The sequence below is a fragment of the Pseudomonas sp. Marseille-Q7302 genome (assembly GCF_965111925.1).
The window spans coordinates 1677824-1693122 of the sequence record NZ_CBCOPK010000001.1 but is presented as its reverse complement, the minus strand read 5'-3'; the positions used below and the strand labels follow the sequence as shown (position 1 = coordinate 1693122).

Sequence of the window (15299 nt, the reverse complement as noted above, 5' to 3'; positions counted from 1 at the left end):
GCTATTTCTCTCCTTCGCGCGCGGCCGCCACATCCGCGGGACGGATAGCGGCGGCATGGCCACCGAAACGGCGGCCGATGTAAGTAGCCAGGTCAGCGAGCTGCTGGTCGCTGAGCAGATCGCGATAGGCTGGCATGAAGGCATGCTCGGCGCGGCCCTGACGGTCGAGTCCGTCGAGCAGCACGCGTACGAGGTTGGTCCCGGCCGGATCGCGTACCGCCGAATAGTTGCTGAAGGAACGCGGATAAGGTCCAGCCGGACCGCGATCATCCGGCGCATGGCAACTGGCGCAGGCCGACTGCAACAGGGCCGCGCTTTCCGCCTCGCCCGCCGTGAGAGGTCCGCCTTCCCCGGGCGGCTGCACCTCTGCGCGCGCGGGGACCGCTCCTGGCTGGGCAGGCAAGGTCCGCAGATAGGCGATCAGGGCAGCGAGATCGGCGTCGTCCAGATGGCGGGTACCGCCGCTCACCACCTCGGCCATGGGCCCCGCCGCCACGGCCTCCCCACGCTGATGCCCTTCACGCAGATAACTGGCGAGCTTGGCATCGGTCCAGTCGCCGACACCGCGAGGGTCCGGGGTGAGATTCCAGCCCGTCCAGCCCTGCTGGGTCGCCCCGGCATAGGCCCGACCGCTATCGAGGCCCTGGCTCCAGGTTCGCGGGGTATGGCATTCCTGGCAGTGCCCCACGGCCTCGGCCAGGTAGGCGCCCCGCGCCAGCCGGGCATCGGCCATTGCGGGGAGCGGGCCTGGAGTGAAGTTCAGCCACTTCCAGCCACGGATCAGCGCACGCTGGTCATAGGGGAAGCGCAGGGAATTGGCTGGCGGCGCATAGGGCACCGGCCGCTGGATCCGCAGGAAGGCGAAGATAGCAGCGACGTCTTCGTCGCTCAGGCGAGTAAAGGCGGTATAGGGAAAGGCGGGATAGAGCTGCTCGCCTTCACGGCCGAGGCCGTCGTGCAGCGCGCGGCGGAACTGATCTGCCGTCCAGTCGCCCAGCCCCTGCTGGCGATCCGGGGTGATGTTGCTCGAATAGAGGCGGCCGAAGGGCGTATCGAAGGCGACACCGCCGGCGAAGGGTGCGCCATCCGGGCGGGTATGGCAGCCCTGGCAGTTACCCAGGCGAGTCAGATATTCGCCCCGCGTCAGGGTCGCCTCATCCGCCTGGGTCAAAGCAGCGGAAGACAAAAGCAGGATCCCCGCCAGGCTTGGCAGGGCGAAGGATCTCATCGACGCTCCTCGTGAGGTCGAACCGGACTGGCCGATTTCGCCGTGGCTTTTGCCTCATCCTAATCGCAGCGGCGCGCTACCGTGGCACGCGACCCCTGAGCTGAGAGACAGCCAACAGTTTTGACCAGGGCGCCCTCGGCGGCCTTTACATTTCCAGCGGTAGTCGTCCCTCCCTCAACAAACGGCGACCTGGCCTTTCACCCTCCCCTCGCCGTTGATCACTTGCGTTTTGCATCACTCAGGACAGCAAGGAGAACTCCCAAATGCCCCAATCCATAGGGGTGGTATTATCTAACGCTTGGGCACGAAGCCATCGGGCTTGGCCGCCAGCCAGTCGACGAATTGGCGAATGCGCGCATCGCTGAGGAGCAGCTCGCGACTGTTGTATTCCAGTGCCAAGGTCTTTTCGTCGAAGGTCTGGTGGATATGGTTGTGGCAGGGTCGGCAGACCCAGAGGGTGGCGGTGATCCGGCTGACGCGGTCGAATTTCTTGCGCACGTAGCCCTTGTCGTGCAGCGAACGGGGAATCAGATGGTGACGGGTGAGCGGTGCCGCCCGACCGCACAGCTCGCAGCGAGCCGGCTGGGGCGGCAGACGTATCGCCTGGGGCATGATGGGCTCCGCACGGGCTGGATGCCTATTCGAGCGGCCCAGGCGAAGCGGGGTTCAATAGCCGCCGGCGAGACTCGGCGTGAACAGGACCCGCTTGGCCTGCAGGTAGCTTTTCTGCCAATAGGGCTTGGCCAGACTGTCCAAGCGTACGGTACCGCCGGTACGCGGCGCATGGACGAAGCGCCCTTCCCCGACATAGATGCCGGCATGGCTCACCTGGCGACCGCCGGCGGTAGCAAAGAAGATCAAGTCGCCAGGCTGCAGGGCGTTGCGTGCCACATTGGGCGAACCCAGGCTGATCATTTCCCGGGTCGAGCGTGGCAGGGTGACGCCGGCCGCGTCGCGATAGACATAGCCAATCAGGCCACTGCAGTCGAAACCGCCAGCCGGTGTATTACCACCATAGCGATAAGGCGTGCCCACCAGCCCGATAGCGCGAAAGAGCACATCGTTGGCCGCCTGGGCCTGGCTTTCCAGCATGGGACGGGAGGCGATCGGGGCTACCGGTGCGGGTGCCTGGGGCGGTCTGCCGGCACAGGCGGCCAGCAGCACGAAGGCGCAATACAATCCGAGGCGAGCCGCATGCGGCATTGGGAACATCCTTAGTTATCCATTGATCGCCGCCGGCCTGCCACGCAGCACCCGCGGGTCCTCGAAGCGCACCGGCGACAATCGCAGCGATACGCTTCAGCGCAATACGCGCTTGCCTTCCAGGAAACTCACCTTCCAGTACTGGTCGTCCAGGCTGTCCACTCGCACCCCGCCGCTCCGGCGACTGGAGGAATGGATGAACTTGCCTTCGCCCATGTAGATACCGGTGTGACTGACCCGACCACGGCCGTTGCTATTGAACAGCAACAGATCGCCGGGTTCCAGATCGTTCTTGCTCACCACCGGCACTTCGAGATCTATGATCTCGCGGGTCGAGCGCGGCAGGTTCATGCCGGCCCGCTCGCGGAACACGTAATTGACGAAGCCGCTGCAATCGAAACCAGTCAAGCTGCTGCCGCCACGGCGATAGGGCGTCCCTACCAGCTGGGTCGCGCGGTCGAGGATCTGGTCTGCCAGATTGGGTAGCGCCTGACGCGGGCCCACTTCGTGATCCCAGTCGAGCTGCTGCGGTGAGCGGGTATGGGGGAAGACCGGACGCTGCGGACCTGCCTCGGTTTCCACGGCCGTCGAGCCGTTGGCAGCACTGCTCAGGCTATGCAGCGAGGCAATCTGGAAGGTATGGGAGGAGCTGGACTGATGCTGGGCGACCGCGGCGTCGGGGCTTTGCGGTGCACTTGCGCAGGCGGCGAGCAGACAGACAAAAGACAGAGGCACGAGGGGTGCGAGGCGGTTCCTTGGCATGGGCACGACCGTGACGTTTTTTCAAAGTTTCGCCACCTTGCCGACCTGGATCACAGATAGCAAGTTTTTTTAGCCGCTGATGTGACTCAAAAGCGGAGGAAGGACGTCTACGGCCCTTTTTTTGAGCTGAATGGTCGCCAGACCGCTCAACGACGAACGGTCCGGGTTGATCTCGATGAGATCGCCACCCTGCGCCAGGGTCTGGCCAATCGGCGCCTGGATATAACCAAAGGCAGCCGTGGTGCCGACGGCGATCACCAGATCGAAACCCTCCGCCACTGCAGCCTGCAGACGTTGCAGCTCGGTGACCGGCAGAGCCTCCTCGAACAGCACCACCGGTGGCCGCAGGATGCCACCGCAGCCAAGGCAACGCGGTGGCAACGGACCTGCGAGGCAGGCCTGGGCATCCGCCACCGCCTGCCCACAGCTCATGCAGGCCAGCGGCTCCAGCTGCCCATGGATCTCGATCAGCCGCGCCAGCGGAAACCCCGATTGCCGATGAAAGCCATCGATGTTCTGGGTCAGCACCCAGTTGCCGGGACAACGCCGACCGAAGCTGGCGATCGCCTGGTGCGCCGCATTGGGCACGGCCGCGGCGCAGGCTCGTCCGAGCTGGGCAAGATAGCGCCAGCAGACGTCGGGACGCTGCCGCAACATGCTGCCCGACAGCGCCGCCTCGATGGGGACGCCCTCATCGGTGAGGCCGTTGTACAGGCCACCCAGACCGCGATAGGTCGGCAGTCCGGAATCGGCGGACAGCCCTGCCCCGGTAATGAACAGCACCCGCTCGGCCCTTTCGAGCAGGCCTTGAGCGCGCGCCAGAGCATCACTCAATGATTCACCGTCAGAGCCAGCATCACCGACAGCTGGCAGAGCGGCAGTCCGCTCTGTTCCTGCCAGAGATTGAAGGCCTCTTGCATCTTCTGGCGGTCACGCTTGGCGGTGGGTGCCTTGTCGAGGATGTTCTGCGCCTTGAGCGCCGTCACCACGTCGTCGGTCGCCAGGAAGGTGTCCTTGCCGGCCATGCGCAGGAAACGCTGTGCCGACAGACCACCCAGCTGGTTGCCCCGCTTGGTCAGCAGCTCCCACAGACCGACGATGTCCTGGCCTGGCCACTCGGCCAGCAGTTGACCGAAGCTGCCGTGGCTACGCTGAAAATCGAGCACCATCTGGGCGTTGATCGGCACGCTGCGCAGCTTGCCCAGGTGGCGGATCAGCCGCGCATCCTGCATCAGCCGCTCCAGACGCTCACCGCCCATGAGCACCACCTTCTCCGGATCGAAGCCGAAGAACACCTCCTCGAAGGCGGGCCACTTGGCATCCACCAGGCTGTGCTTGAGCCCGGCGCGAAAGATGCGGCGGGTCAACAGCGACAGATAGCGGTCATCGCCCACGGACCTCAGGGTCGCGGCGTCCACCGGTTGCGGCAGCCGCGCCTCCAGGGCCGCGCGGGAACCGCAGCGGTTGAGCGCGTATTCGAGCAGCCAGGTGTAATCCCGCATCAGAGATTCATCACCTGGACGAAGCGCGGCGTCGCGCTGTCATCGATCTTGAGGCTGGCGAAATCGAACAACTCGCGATCGGCCAGTTGCGACGGCACGACGTTCTGCAGGGCGCGGAACATGATCTCGGTACGTCCCGGCGTCTTGCGCTCCCACTCCAGCAGCATCTCCTTGACCACCTTGCGCTGCAGGTTTTCCTGGGAGCCGCAGAGGTTGCAGGGAATGATGGGGAATTCGCGCAGGACGGCGTAGGCCTCGATGTCCTTCTCGTTGCAATAGGCCAGCGGGCGAATCACCACGTTGCGCCCGTCGTCGGCGCGCAGCTTGGGGGGCATGGCCTTGAGGGTGCCGCCATGGAACAAATTGAGAAAGAAGGTTTCTACCATGTCATCGCGATGATGGCCCAGCGCCATCTTAGTCGCGCCGATCTCATCGGCGAAGGTATAGAGAATGCCCCGCCGCAGGCGCGAGCACAGCGAGCAGGTGGTCTTGCCCTCGGGGATCTTTTCCTTCACCACGGAATAGGTATCACGTTCCAGAACGTGGTACTCGACCCCCAGCTCCGCCAGATACTGAGGTAAAACGTGTTCAGGAAAGCCCGGCTGTTTCTGGTCGAGGTTGACCGCCACGATCTCGAAACGAATCGGGGCGACCTTCTGTAGATAGAGCAGCATGTCGAGCAGGGTGTAGCTGTCCTTGCCGCCGGACAGGCAGACCATGACCTTGTCGCCGTCCTCGATCATGTTGTAGTCGGCGATGGCTTCGCCGGTAAGACGGCGCAGGCGTTTCTGCAGCTTGTTCTGGTTGACCGAAAGGGTGCCCATGGATGAATCCGCGAAAGGAAAAAACGAAAGGCCGGCATTTTACGCGCAAAGCGGCCGGCGCCCTACCCCGAACGTCAGTCCGGAGCGACCGGCAGCCATGAGCGATACCCAGGAGCTCATGAAGGCGCTGCACCAGGAATTGCTCAGGGCCCAGACCAGCCTGTCGGAGTACGAGTTGCTGCAGGCCCTGCGCCGGGCAGGCTCGCCGCTGATCCCACCCCGTCCGGTAACCGACAACTATCAACTCTTCCGCCTGCACTTTCGTGTCTTCAACGCCCTCTACCAGTTGCGCGACCAATTGCGTGCGGAGCAACGCGCCGAACTCATCATCAGCGCCCTGCGCATCGAGCTGCGCCCCTATCTGCGCGCCCGCGCCGGACTGGTCGTGGCCGACCCCTTGCGTGCCTATTACCTGGATCTCACCCAGCTGGAGACCACCACGCCCGAAGACGTGGCGAATCTGCTCAATCACTTCTGGGCGCTGGTCAACGGCGAATCGGAGCTGCTGGAAGCCCTGCGCCTGCTGGGCCTGGATCGCTCGGCCGACTATGGCCAGATCCGCCGCCGCTATCGCCAGCTCGCCAGCCGTCATCACCCCGATCACGGCGGCAGCACCGGCCGGCTGCAGGCCATCAATGCGGCCATGGATACGCTACGGCGGCACTACGGCCACCAGCCGACCGCGGACGCTAGGGCACAGGCACGAGCTTCGGCATAATTGTCCGGCGCTCCAGAGGTTGCCCATGTCTGAACAACTCAAAGACCGGGTCGAAGACTGCTATCGACAGGCCGAGGCCTTTTTCAAACGCCGATTTCCCCGCCCCGAGGTCAGCCTGGCCCTGCGTGGCCAGCGGGCCGGCGTCGCTCATCTCACCGAGAATCGGCTGAGATTCAACGGGCAGCTCTATCAGGAAAACCGCAGCCATTTTCTCGAACAGACTGTCGCCCATGAGGTGGCGCACTTGGTGGCGCATCAACTGTTTGGCGGTGGCATCAGGCCTCACGGCGAGGAGTGGCAGCTGATCATGCGCGGCGTCTATGGGCTGCCGCCGGATCGCTGCCATACCTATGAGCTGCCACAGCGAGCCCGGACGCTCTATCTGTATCGCTGCAGCTGCCCGGATGGTCGTTTCGAGTTCACTGCCCAGCGTCACGCGCTGGTGCGCAAGGGGCGACGCTATCTGTGCCGGCGCTGCCGGACACCGCTGGACTTCACCGACGAAGTCATCCGCGGCTGATCCTGCCGGGCCCGGTCAGGGCGCCGGCAGGTGTTGGCAAGCACTCAGCCCTGGGCGAAGACTTCCGCGAACAGGTTGTGCATTGCCAGGAAGGCACGCTTGGCGACCACCGGGTGGTACTGCTGCTTGCCCGGATTGTTGGCTTCGGGATCGGTGAAGGAATGCACCGCGCCGCCATAGCTCAGCAACTGCCAATCCACTTGGGCGGCATCCATTTCCTGGCGGAAACCGGTGAGCTGCTCGTCTGGCACCATCGGATCCGAGGCACCGTGCAACACCAGCACCGGACCGGTGATACGAGCCGCATCGGCCGGCGCAGGCGTATCGAGATTGGCGTGGAAGGTCACCACCGCGCTCAGCGGGGCGCCATCGCGCGCCAGCTCCAGAGCGGCGCAGCCGCCGAAGCAGAAGCCGATGGCCGCGATCTGATGGACGTCCACCGCCGCTGTCTCCGCCTGGGCAACCAGCGCCGCATAGGCCGCCTGCATGCGCTGGCGCAGCAGGGCGCGATCGCCACGGATCGGCGTCATGGCCGCCAGGGCCTCGTCGGCATTCTGCGGCCGGACGTTACGTCCATAGAAGTCCACCACCAGGTAGGCCAGACCGTCGACCTCGGCGAGTTCTTTGGCCTGTTCCACGGCACCGTGGGACACCCCCATCCAGTTCGGCGCGAACAGCACGCCTGGTCGAGTGGGATTACCACTGGTGGCGTAGACCAGCTGGCTCTCGAACGGCTGGCCATCGATTTCGTAGGCAACGGGTTTTACAGTGACATCGACCATGGGGTCCTCCAAAGGGTGGATAGAAAGAAGCCCGCCGAGGCGGGCTTCTCTATCTTTAAGCGGACAATTCCACCAGCAATTTGTTTAACCGGCGGACATAAGCGGCGGGATCCTTGAGGCTGTCGCCCGCGGCCAGCGCAGCCTGATCGAACAGGATGTGCGACAGGTCGGCGAAACGATCCTCGTCGGGCTCGCCATCGAGTTTCTCGATCAGCGGGTGCTGCGGATTGATCTCGAAGATCGGCTTGGAATCAGGCGCCTTCTGGCCGCTGGCTTCCAGAATCCGGCGCATCTGCAGACCCAGATCCTGCTCACCGATGGCGAGGATCGCCGGCGAGTCGGTCAGGCGATGGGAGACGCGGACTTCACTGACCTGAGCATCCAGGGCCTGCTTGAGGCGCTCCACCAGGCCTTCCTTGGTCTTGGCCACCTCTTCCTGGGCTTGCTTGTCTTCTTCGCTATCCAGCTTGCCGAGGTCCAGATCGCCACGGGCGACATCGACGAAGTGCTTGCCGTCGAATTCGGTGAGGTAGCTCATCAGCCACTCGTCGATACGATCGGTCAGCAGCAGCACCTCGACACCCTTCTTGCGGAAGACTTCCAGGTGCGGGCTGTTCTTGATCTGGGCATGGCTCTCGCCAGTCAGGTAGTAGATCTTGTCCTGACCTTCCTTCATGCGACCAATGTAGTCGGCCAGGGAAACGTTCTGAGCGTCGTCGCCATTGTGAGTCGAGGCGAAACGCAGCAGGCCGGCGATCTTCTCGCGGTTGGCGAAGTCTTCCGCCGGACCTTCCTTGAGCACCTGGCCGAAGTGGCCCCAGAACGACTGGTATTTTTCCGGCTCGCTCTTGGCCAGCTTCTCCAGCATGTCCAGCACCCGCTTGGTCAGGGCCGACTTCATGGAGTCGATCACCGGATCCTTCTGCAGGATCTCGCGGGAAACGTTCAGCGACAGGTCGTTGGAGTCCACCACACCCTTGATGAATCTCAGGTACAGCGGCAGGAACTGGTCGGCCTGATCCATGATGAAGACGCGCTGCACATAGAGCTTGAGGCCCTTGGGTGCTTCGCGCTGGTAGAGATCGAAGGGGGCACGGGCCGGCACATACAGCAGCGAGGTGTATTCGAGCTTGCCCTCGACCTTGTTGTGGCTCCAGGTCAGCGGGTTTTCGAAGTCATGGCCGACGTGCTTGTAAAACTCCTGGTAGTCCTCGTCCTTGAGTTCGGTACGCGGACGGGTCCAGAGCGCGCTGGCACGGTTGACGGTCTCCCACTCGGCTTCGGCCGACTGTTCTTCCTCGCTCTCCTGCTGTTCCCTGGGCAACTCGATGGGCAGACCGATGTGATCGGAGTACTTCTTGACCACGTTGCGCAGGCGCCAGCCATCGGCGAATTCCAGCTCCTCGGGCTTGAGGTGCAGCACGATACGAGTACCGCGCTCGGGCTTGTCGATGGTCGCGACCTCGAACTCCCCTTCCCCCTTGGACGACCAGTGCACGCCCTCCGCGGCGGGTTGGCCGGCACGACGGGTATAGACATCGACCTGGTCGGCGACGATGAAGGCCGAATAGAAGCCCACACCGAATTGACCGATGAGGTTGGAATCCTTCTTCTGGTCGCCGCTGAGATTCTTCAGGAAATCGGCGGTGCCGGACTTGGCGATGGTGCCAAGGTGGGCGATGACCTCTTCACGGCTCATGCCGATGCCATTGTCTTCGAGGGTGACCGTGCCGGCCTCCTTGTCGAAGCTCAGGCGAATCTTCAGCGTATCCCCGCCTTCGAGCAGATCGGGCTTGGACAAAGCCTCGAATCTGAGCTTGTCGGCCGCGTCGGAGGCGTTGGAAATCAATTCGCGCAGGAAGATTTCCTTGTTGGAATACAGCGAGTGAATCATCAGGTGAAGCAGCTGCTTCACTTCGGTCTGGAAGCCTAGGGTTTCCTTTTGAGTCTCCACACTCATGCTACGAACTCCGCTATCGATAGGTACGCGCCAGATGCCTGGCGATGTGGCGGAGATGGGGGCGACGCGCAACATTTCAACCTTTCCGGTTCCGGTTCGCGATACAGGTAGGAATTTGGGCGATGCCTGAGATAGACGCGGAACTTAACTTTTAACGGTGCGCTCGAACGGCTGTCGTGTAGTTCATAAGGAGAAAACACATGAAAAAGCCCTTTGCCATCGCCCTGCTCTTCACTGCCGCCTTCGGCCTCGCCGCCTGTGACAAGCCTTCCGAAAACAAGGCTCAGGATGCTGCCAAGACCGAACAGAAAGCTCAGGAAAACCTGAACAAAGCCGCCGAGCAGAGCAACAAGGCTGCCGAGCAGCGTAACGAAGCCGCCAACGAGGCTGCCAAAGAGCAAACCAACGGCGAAGCCACCTCGGTCAGCCCGGCCACTGGTACCGCCAACGGCAACGCGCCGGCTACCCAGCCCAAGCCGTAAGCTGATCGGTTATAAAAAAAGCCCGCTGATGCGGGCTTTTTTGTGGACGACTGATTCAGGAGCGCGAGGGATCTGGCTCGGCCTCATTCTCTGCCGCCCGGCCTCCGCGACGCAGGCTTTCCAGCGCCAGGGCAACGAGGCCCACCACCACGGCCGGCAACAGCCAACCCAGGCCCGAGTCGGCCAGTGGCAGCCACTGCACGGCATCCCCCAGATAGGGCACCGTCAGGTGGGCGGTCTGCAAGCCATCAAGAATGCCGAACGCCAGCGCCACCAGCAGCACCGGCCCGACGATGCGACCGGGCGCCGCCCAGCGAGCGGTGAAGAAGCTCAGCACCACCAGGGCGATACAGGGCGGATAGATGGCGGTGAGAATGGGCACCGAGATCTGGATCAGCTGGGTCAGGCCGAGGTTGGACACCAGCAGCGAGAAGGCTGCCAGCAGGACCACCAGGCTGCGATAGCTGAAGGGCAGGAACTCACTGAAGAACTCCGCGCAGGCGCAGGTCAGACCCACTGCCGTGACCAGGCAGGCCAAGGTAATGAGCACCGCGAGGAAGTCGCTGCCGACACTGCCGAAGGTGTGCTGCACATAGGCATGCAGCACCTCGGCGCCATTGCTGGCATGGGGTACCAGCGCCCCGCTGCCGGCCCCGAGCTGGAACAGGCTTAGATAGACCAGCACCAGGCCAACCCCTGCGATCAGGCCGGCGATGATGGTGTAGCGCGTCAGTAGCTCGGGGGCGGTCACGCCCCGGGCACGAATGGCGTTGACGATGACGATGCCGAACACCAGGGCGCCCAGGGTATCCATGGTCAGATAGCCGTTGACGAAGCCTTGGGACAGCGCCCGCGAGGCGTAGTCGGGCGCCGCCGTGGCAGGACCGCCCGCTGGCCAGAACAGCGCCGCGCCGCCCAGCACCGCCAGGGCGAGGATCTTCAGCGGACCGAGAAAGCGGCCGACGGTGTCGAGCAGCCGCCCCGGATAGAGGGAGACCAGCAGCACCACCAGGAAATAGGCCAGGCTGTAGAGGAACAGCGGGATCGGTCCGTTACCCAGCAGGGGCCCGACACCCACCTCGAAAGAGACCGTGGCAGTGCGCGGGGTGGCGAACAGCGGCCCCACCGAAAGGTAGCAGACGATGGCGAGCGCCCGGGCAGCCGTCTGGCCCAGCGGCCTGCTCAGGGCATCCATGCCGCCACCGACGCGCGCCAGGGCGATCAGGGTCAGCACCGGCAGCCCGACCGCGGTCAGCAGAAAGCCCAGGGCGGCGCTCCAGACGTGCTCGCCAGCCTGCAGGCCGACGATCGGGGGAAAGATGATGTTGCCCGCGCCGACGAACAGCGCGAACGTCATGAATCCGAGGGCCAGGACGTCCCGGCTTTGCAAAGCTTTCATGGAAGGCAGTACCAGCAATGAGGAAAACGAGGCAGCCCACCCTCTTGGGAGCAGGTCTTGGAGGGGCCACGAGGTGGCCGATGGAGCGGAAGGTTGCCATCCTAACGAATTACCGGCGAAAAGGCAGCCGGCAGGTGATGAGGCGTCATGAACGCGCCCATGAAAAAGGCCGCCCGAAGGCGGCCTTTTCTACAGTCAGTCAGGCTCAGGCCTTCTTGACTTCCCAACCGGTCAGCTCGGCCAGGGCCTTGCCGATGTCAGCCAGGGAACGCACGGTCTTCACACCAGCGTCCTGCAGGGCAGCGAACTTCTCGTCCGCAGTGCCCTTGCCGCCGGAGATGATGGCGCCAGCATGGCCCATGCGCTTGCCGGGCGGTGCAGTGACACCGGCGATGTAGGACACCACCGGCTTGGTCACGTTGGCCTTGATGTAGGCTGCGGCTTCTTCTTCAGCGCTGCCGCCGATCTCGCCGATCATGACGATGGCTTCGGTCTGCGGATCTTCCTGGAACAGCTTCAGGATATCGATGAAGTTCGAGCCCGGGATGGGGTCGCCGCCGATGCCCACGCAGGTGGACTGGCCGAAGCCGGCGTCGGTGGTCTGCTTCACGGCTTCATAGGTCAGGGTGCCGGAACGCGACACGATACCGACCTTGCCCGGCAGGTGAATGTGACCGGGCATGATGCCGATCTTGCACTCGCCGGGGGTGATGACGCCGGGGCAGTTCGGGCCGATCAGGCGTACGCCCAGTTCGTCGCACTTCACCTTGGCATCCAGCATGTCGAGGGTGGGGATACCCTCGGTGATGCAGACGATCAGCTTGATGCCGCCGAAGGCCGCTTCCAGGATGGAGTCCTTGCAGAAGGGAGCCGGAACGTAGATCACCGAGGCGTCAGCGCCGGTAGCTTCCACGGCTTCCTTGACGGTGTTGAACACCGGCAGGCCCAGGTGGGTGGAGCCGCCCTTGCCGGGAGTCACGCCGCCGACCATCTGGGTGCCGTAGGCGATGGCCTGTTCGGAGTGGAAGGTACCCTGGCTGCCGGTGAAGCCCTGGCAGATGACCTTGGTGTCTTTATTGATCAGGACGCTCATTACTTACCCTCCGCGGCCTTGACGACCTGCTGGGCAGCGTCGGTCAGGCTGGTTGCCGCGATGATGTTCAGGCCGCTTTCGGCCAGGACCTTGGCACCGAGTTCGGCGTTGTTGCCTTCGAGGCGAACCACGACCGGCACCTTCACACCGACTTCCTTCACGGCACCGATGATGCCTTCGGCGATCATGTCGCAGCGCACGATGCCGCCGAAGATGTTCACCAGAACGGCTTTCACGTTGCTGTCGGACAGGATGATCTTGAAGGCTTCGGTCACGCGCTCTTTGGTCGCGCCGCCGCCAACGTCCAGGAAGTTGGCCGGCTTGCCGCCGTGCAGGTTGACGATGTCCATGGTACCCATGGCCAGACCGGCACCGTTGACCATGCAGCCGATGCTGCCTTCCAGGGCTACATAGTTCAGTTCCCACTTCTGCGCATGGGCTTCACGGGCGTCGTCCTGCGACGGGTCGTGGAAGGCACGCAGCTTGGGCTGACGGTAGATGGCGTTGCTGTCGATGTTGATCTTGGCATCCAGGCAGTGCAGGTTGCCGTCCTTCTTGATCACCAGCGGGTTCACTTCCAGCAGGGCCAGGTCGTAGTCCTGGAACAGCTTGGCCAGACCGACGAAGATCTGGGTGAACTGCTTGATCTGGTCACCTTTCAGGCCCAGCTGGAAAGCCAGGTCGCGACCCTGGTAAGGCTGAGCGCCTACCAGCGGATCGATGGTGGCCTTGAGAATCTTCTCCGGAGTGTCGTGAGCGACCTTCTCGATGTCCACGCCACCTTCGGTGGACGCCATGAACACGATGCGGCGGCTGGAGCGATCGACGACGGCGCCCAGATAGAGCTCCTTGTCGATGTCGGTGCAGGATTCAACCAGGATCTTGCTGACCGGCTGACCGTTGGCGTCGGTCTGGTAGGTCACCAGACGTTGGCCCAGCCACTTGGCGGCGAATTCCTTGGCTTCTTCCTTGCTCTTGACCAGCTTCACACCGCCAGCCTTACCACGGCCACCGGCATGTACCTGGGCCTTGACGACCCACTCGTCGCCGCCGATACGGCCGCAAGCCTCGTAGGCCTCCTGGGGGGTGTCGACAGCGTAGCCTTTGGAAACGGGCAGGCCGTATTCAGCGAACAGCTGCTTACCCTGATACTCGTGGAGATTCATGCTTGTCTACCGTCTTCGTTGGGTATTGCGCATTCGACGCTGTGCGTTCTCCGAGCCGTCCTCTGGACGGTCGCGGGCACCGCGCCACCTGTGACCCCTGCCTCGCAAGGGTCCGAGGTGCCTTCCTGCGGTGGAGCCCGGAGGCTCCACGGCGGTCGGCGACCCCGTGGTTCCGTAAATCTCTTACCGCTTCTTGCGATTCACTGCGTGGATCGCATGACCATTCACCGCCAGGGCTGCTTCGTGCAGTGCCTCGGACAGCGTCGGGTGCGAGAACACCATCATGCCCAGGTCTTCGGCACTGGTGCCGAATTCCATGGCGATGGCGCCCTGCTGCACCAGTTCCGCCGCGCTCGGGCCGACCACATGGACGCCCAGGACGCGATCGGTCTTGGCATCGGCCACGACCTTGACGAAGCCGGCGGTGTCGTTGGCCGCCAGGGCACGACCGCTGACCGCGAAGGGGAAGGTACCGACGTTGACTTCGACGCCTTCGGCCTTCAGCGCCTGCTCGGTCTTGCCGACCCACGCGATTTCCGGGTGGGTGTAGATCACCGAGGGCACCAGGTCGTAGTTCATCTGAGCCTTGTGACCGGCGATACGCTCGGCGACCATCACGCCCTCTTCCGAGGCCTTGTGGGCCAGCATCAGACCGCGTACACAGTCACCGATGGCGAACACGCCCGGAACGCTGGTGGCGCAGTAGTCATCGACGTAGATGTAGCCACGCTCGTCGCTTTCCACGCCGCTGTCGGACGCCAGCAGGTCGGTGGTGACCGGACGACGGCCCACGGCAACGATGAGGCGATCGAAGGTGATCTGCTTCTCTTCACCGGCTTCGGTGTAGTTGACGGTGACTTCTTCGCCGTTGACCTGGGAGCCGGTCACACGAGCACCCATGCGGATGTTCAGACCCTGCTTGGAGAGGATCTTGTAGGCTTCCTTGGACACCTGCTCATCGGCGGCGACCAGGAACTTGTCCAGGGCTTCCAGCACGGTGACTTCGGCACCCAGGCGAGCCCAGACCGAACCCAGTTCCAGACCGATGACGCCGGCACCGATCACGCCCAGACGCTTGGGCACGCTCTGGAATTCCAGGGCGCCGGTGGAATCGACGATGACCTTCTGGTCCACCGGAGCCGGCGGGATGTCGATAGGACGCGAGCCGGACGCCAGGATGACGTTCTCGGCCTCGACCACCTGGACGTTGCCGTCCAGGCCAGTGACTTCGACCTTCTTGCCGGACAGCAGCTTGCCGTTGCCTTCCAGCAGAGTCACGCCGTTGGCCTTGAACAGGGTGGCCACGCCGCCGGTGAGGTTCTTCACGATCTGGTCCTTGCGGCCGATCATGGTGGGCACGTCGATGGTGACGTTGGGCGCATCGATCCCGTGGACCTTAAAGCCCTCGTGGGCCTCGTGGTACTTGTAGGAGCTGTCCAGCAGCGCCTTGGAAGGAATGCAACCCACGTTCAGGCAGGTACCGCCCAGGGCGACCTTGCCTTCCTTGCCCTTGTAGCGCTCGACACAGGCCGTCTTCAGACCGAGCTGCGCGGCACGGATGGCGGCCACGTAGCCACCAGGGCCGGCGCCGATCACCACTACGTCGAATTTGTCGCTCATACACTAATCCCCTTGGAGCAGCTTCAGGCAGGAAAACTTG

The 15299-nt window shown here is 63.5% G+C and carries 16 protein-coding genes; 3 read left to right on the top strand and 13 right to left on the bottom strand.

The annotated features are described in order from the left end of the window. Position 1: 1 nt before the first annotated feature. From ACWPW1_RS07755 to ttcA, 7 genes are all read right to left on the bottom strand, one after another. Complete coding sequence (locus ACWPW1_RS07755) at positions 2 to 1228, bottom strand: c-type cytochrome (protein ID WP_454252706.1); 1227 nt, start codon at positions 1226 to 1228, stop codon at positions 2 to 4. Between the two features lie 291 nt (positions 1229 to 1519). Next, a complete protein-coding gene (locus tag ACWPW1_RS07750; RefSeq protein ID WP_271654332.1) occupies positions 1520 to 1840 on the bottom strand; it encodes a hypothetical protein in 321 nt (106 codons plus the stop codon). 54 nt (positions 1841 to 1894) lie between these two features. Beyond that, positions 1895 to 2431 (bottom strand): C40 family peptidase, encoded by a 537-nt coding sequence (locus ACWPW1_RS07745; protein ID WP_313648407.1) that lies wholly within the window; start codon positions 2429 to 2431, stop codon positions 1895 to 1897. A gap of 96 nt (positions 2432 to 2527) precedes the next feature. Next, positions 2528 to 3166 carry a C40 family peptidase gene (locus ACWPW1_RS07740; protein WP_454252705.1) on the bottom strand — a complete coding sequence of 213 codons (639 nt, stop codon included), beginning with the start codon at positions 3164 to 3166 and terminating at the stop codon, positions 2528 to 2530. Between the two features lie 96 nt (positions 3167 to 3262). After that, entirely contained in the window at positions 3263 to 4027 is a 765-nt protein-coding gene (locus ACWPW1_RS07735; protein ID WP_454252704.1) for an SIR2 family NAD-dependent protein deacylase, read from the bottom strand. After that, on the bottom strand, positions 4024 to 4695 hold the full coding sequence (locus ACWPW1_RS07730) for a DNA-3-methyladenine glycosylase I (protein WP_454252703.1): 672 nt from the start codon (positions 4693 to 4695) through the stop codon (positions 4024 to 4026). Before ACWPW1_RS07730 ends, ACWPW1_RS07735 begins: the two co-directional genes overlap by 4 nt. Next, a complete protein-coding gene (ttcA, locus tag ACWPW1_RS07725) occupies positions 4695 to 5519 on the bottom strand; it encodes a tRNA 2-thiocytidine(32) synthetase TtcA (protein ID WP_059314202.1) in 825 nt (274 codons plus the stop codon). Before ttcA ends, ACWPW1_RS07730 begins: the two co-directional genes overlap by 1 nt. 97 nt (positions 5520 to 5616) lie before the next feature. On the opposite strand from ttcA, the gene ACWPW1_RS07720 reads away from it, so the two are divergent. Together ACWPW1_RS07720 and ACWPW1_RS07715 are read left to right on the top strand one after the other, a co-directional pair. Further along, positions 5617 to 6237: a DNA-J related domain-containing protein gene (locus ACWPW1_RS07720; RefSeq protein WP_059314201.1), complete on the top strand. Its 621-nt coding sequence runs from the start codon at positions 5617 to 5619 to the stop codon at positions 6235 to 6237. Positions 6238 to 6262: 25 nt separating this feature from the next. Next, a complete protein-coding gene (locus tag ACWPW1_RS07715; protein ID WP_454252702.1) occupies positions 6263 to 6757 on the top strand; it encodes a SprT family zinc-dependent metalloprotease in 495 nt (164 codons plus the stop codon). A 44-nt stretch (positions 6758 to 6801) separates the two neighbouring features. On the opposite strand, the gene ACWPW1_RS07710 is transcribed toward ACWPW1_RS07715, so the two are convergent. After that, entirely contained in the window at positions 6802 to 7539 is a 738-nt protein-coding gene (locus tag ACWPW1_RS07710; protein ID WP_313648402.1) for a dienelactone hydrolase family protein, read from the bottom strand. Positions 7540 to 7594: 55 nt separating this feature from the next. After that, the gene (gene htpG, locus ACWPW1_RS07705) at positions 7595 to 9499 is read right to left on the bottom strand and encodes a molecular chaperone HtpG (RefSeq protein ID WP_313648401.1); all 1905 of its coding nucleotides are present in this window, start codon (positions 9497 to 9499) and stop codon (positions 7595 to 7597) included. A gap of 200 nt (positions 9500 to 9699) precedes the next feature. On the opposite strand from htpG, the gene ACWPW1_RS07700 reads away from it, so the two are divergent. Further along, positions 9700 to 9981: a hypothetical protein gene (locus tag ACWPW1_RS07700; RefSeq protein ID WP_059314197.1), complete on the top strand. Its 282-nt coding sequence runs from the start codon at positions 9700 to 9702 to the stop codon at positions 9979 to 9981. Between the two features lie 55 nt (positions 9982 to 10036). Here ACWPW1_RS07700 and brnQ read toward each other — a convergent pair whose 3' ends face one another. The 4 genes from brnQ to lpdA form a co-directional block, all read right to left on the bottom strand. Next, on the bottom strand, positions 10037 to 11380 hold the full coding sequence (gene brnQ / locus ACWPW1_RS07695; RefSeq protein WP_454252701.1) for a branched-chain amino acid transport system II carrier protein: 1344 nt from the start codon (positions 11378 to 11380) through the stop codon (positions 10037 to 10039). A 205-nt stretch (positions 11381 to 11585) separates the two neighbouring features. Then, positions 11586 to 12473, bottom strand: coding sequence for a succinate--CoA ligase subunit alpha (gene sucD / locus ACWPW1_RS07690; protein ID WP_027602680.1), 888 nt, complete (start codon positions 12471 to 12473; stop codon positions 11586 to 11588). Further along, entirely contained in the window at positions 12473 to 13639 is a 1167-nt protein-coding gene (sucC, locus tag ACWPW1_RS07685) for an ADP-forming succinate--CoA ligase subunit beta (RefSeq protein WP_007159249.1), read from the bottom strand. The genes sucD and sucC overlap by 1 nt, the downstream gene beginning before the upstream one ends. 183 nt (positions 13640 to 13822) lie before the next feature. Then, complete coding sequence (lpdA, locus tag ACWPW1_RS07680) at positions 13823 to 15259, bottom strand: dihydrolipoyl dehydrogenase (RefSeq protein WP_059314196.1); 1437 nt, start codon at positions 15257 to 15259, stop codon at positions 13823 to 13825. Positions 15260 to 15299 lie beyond the last annotated feature (40 nt).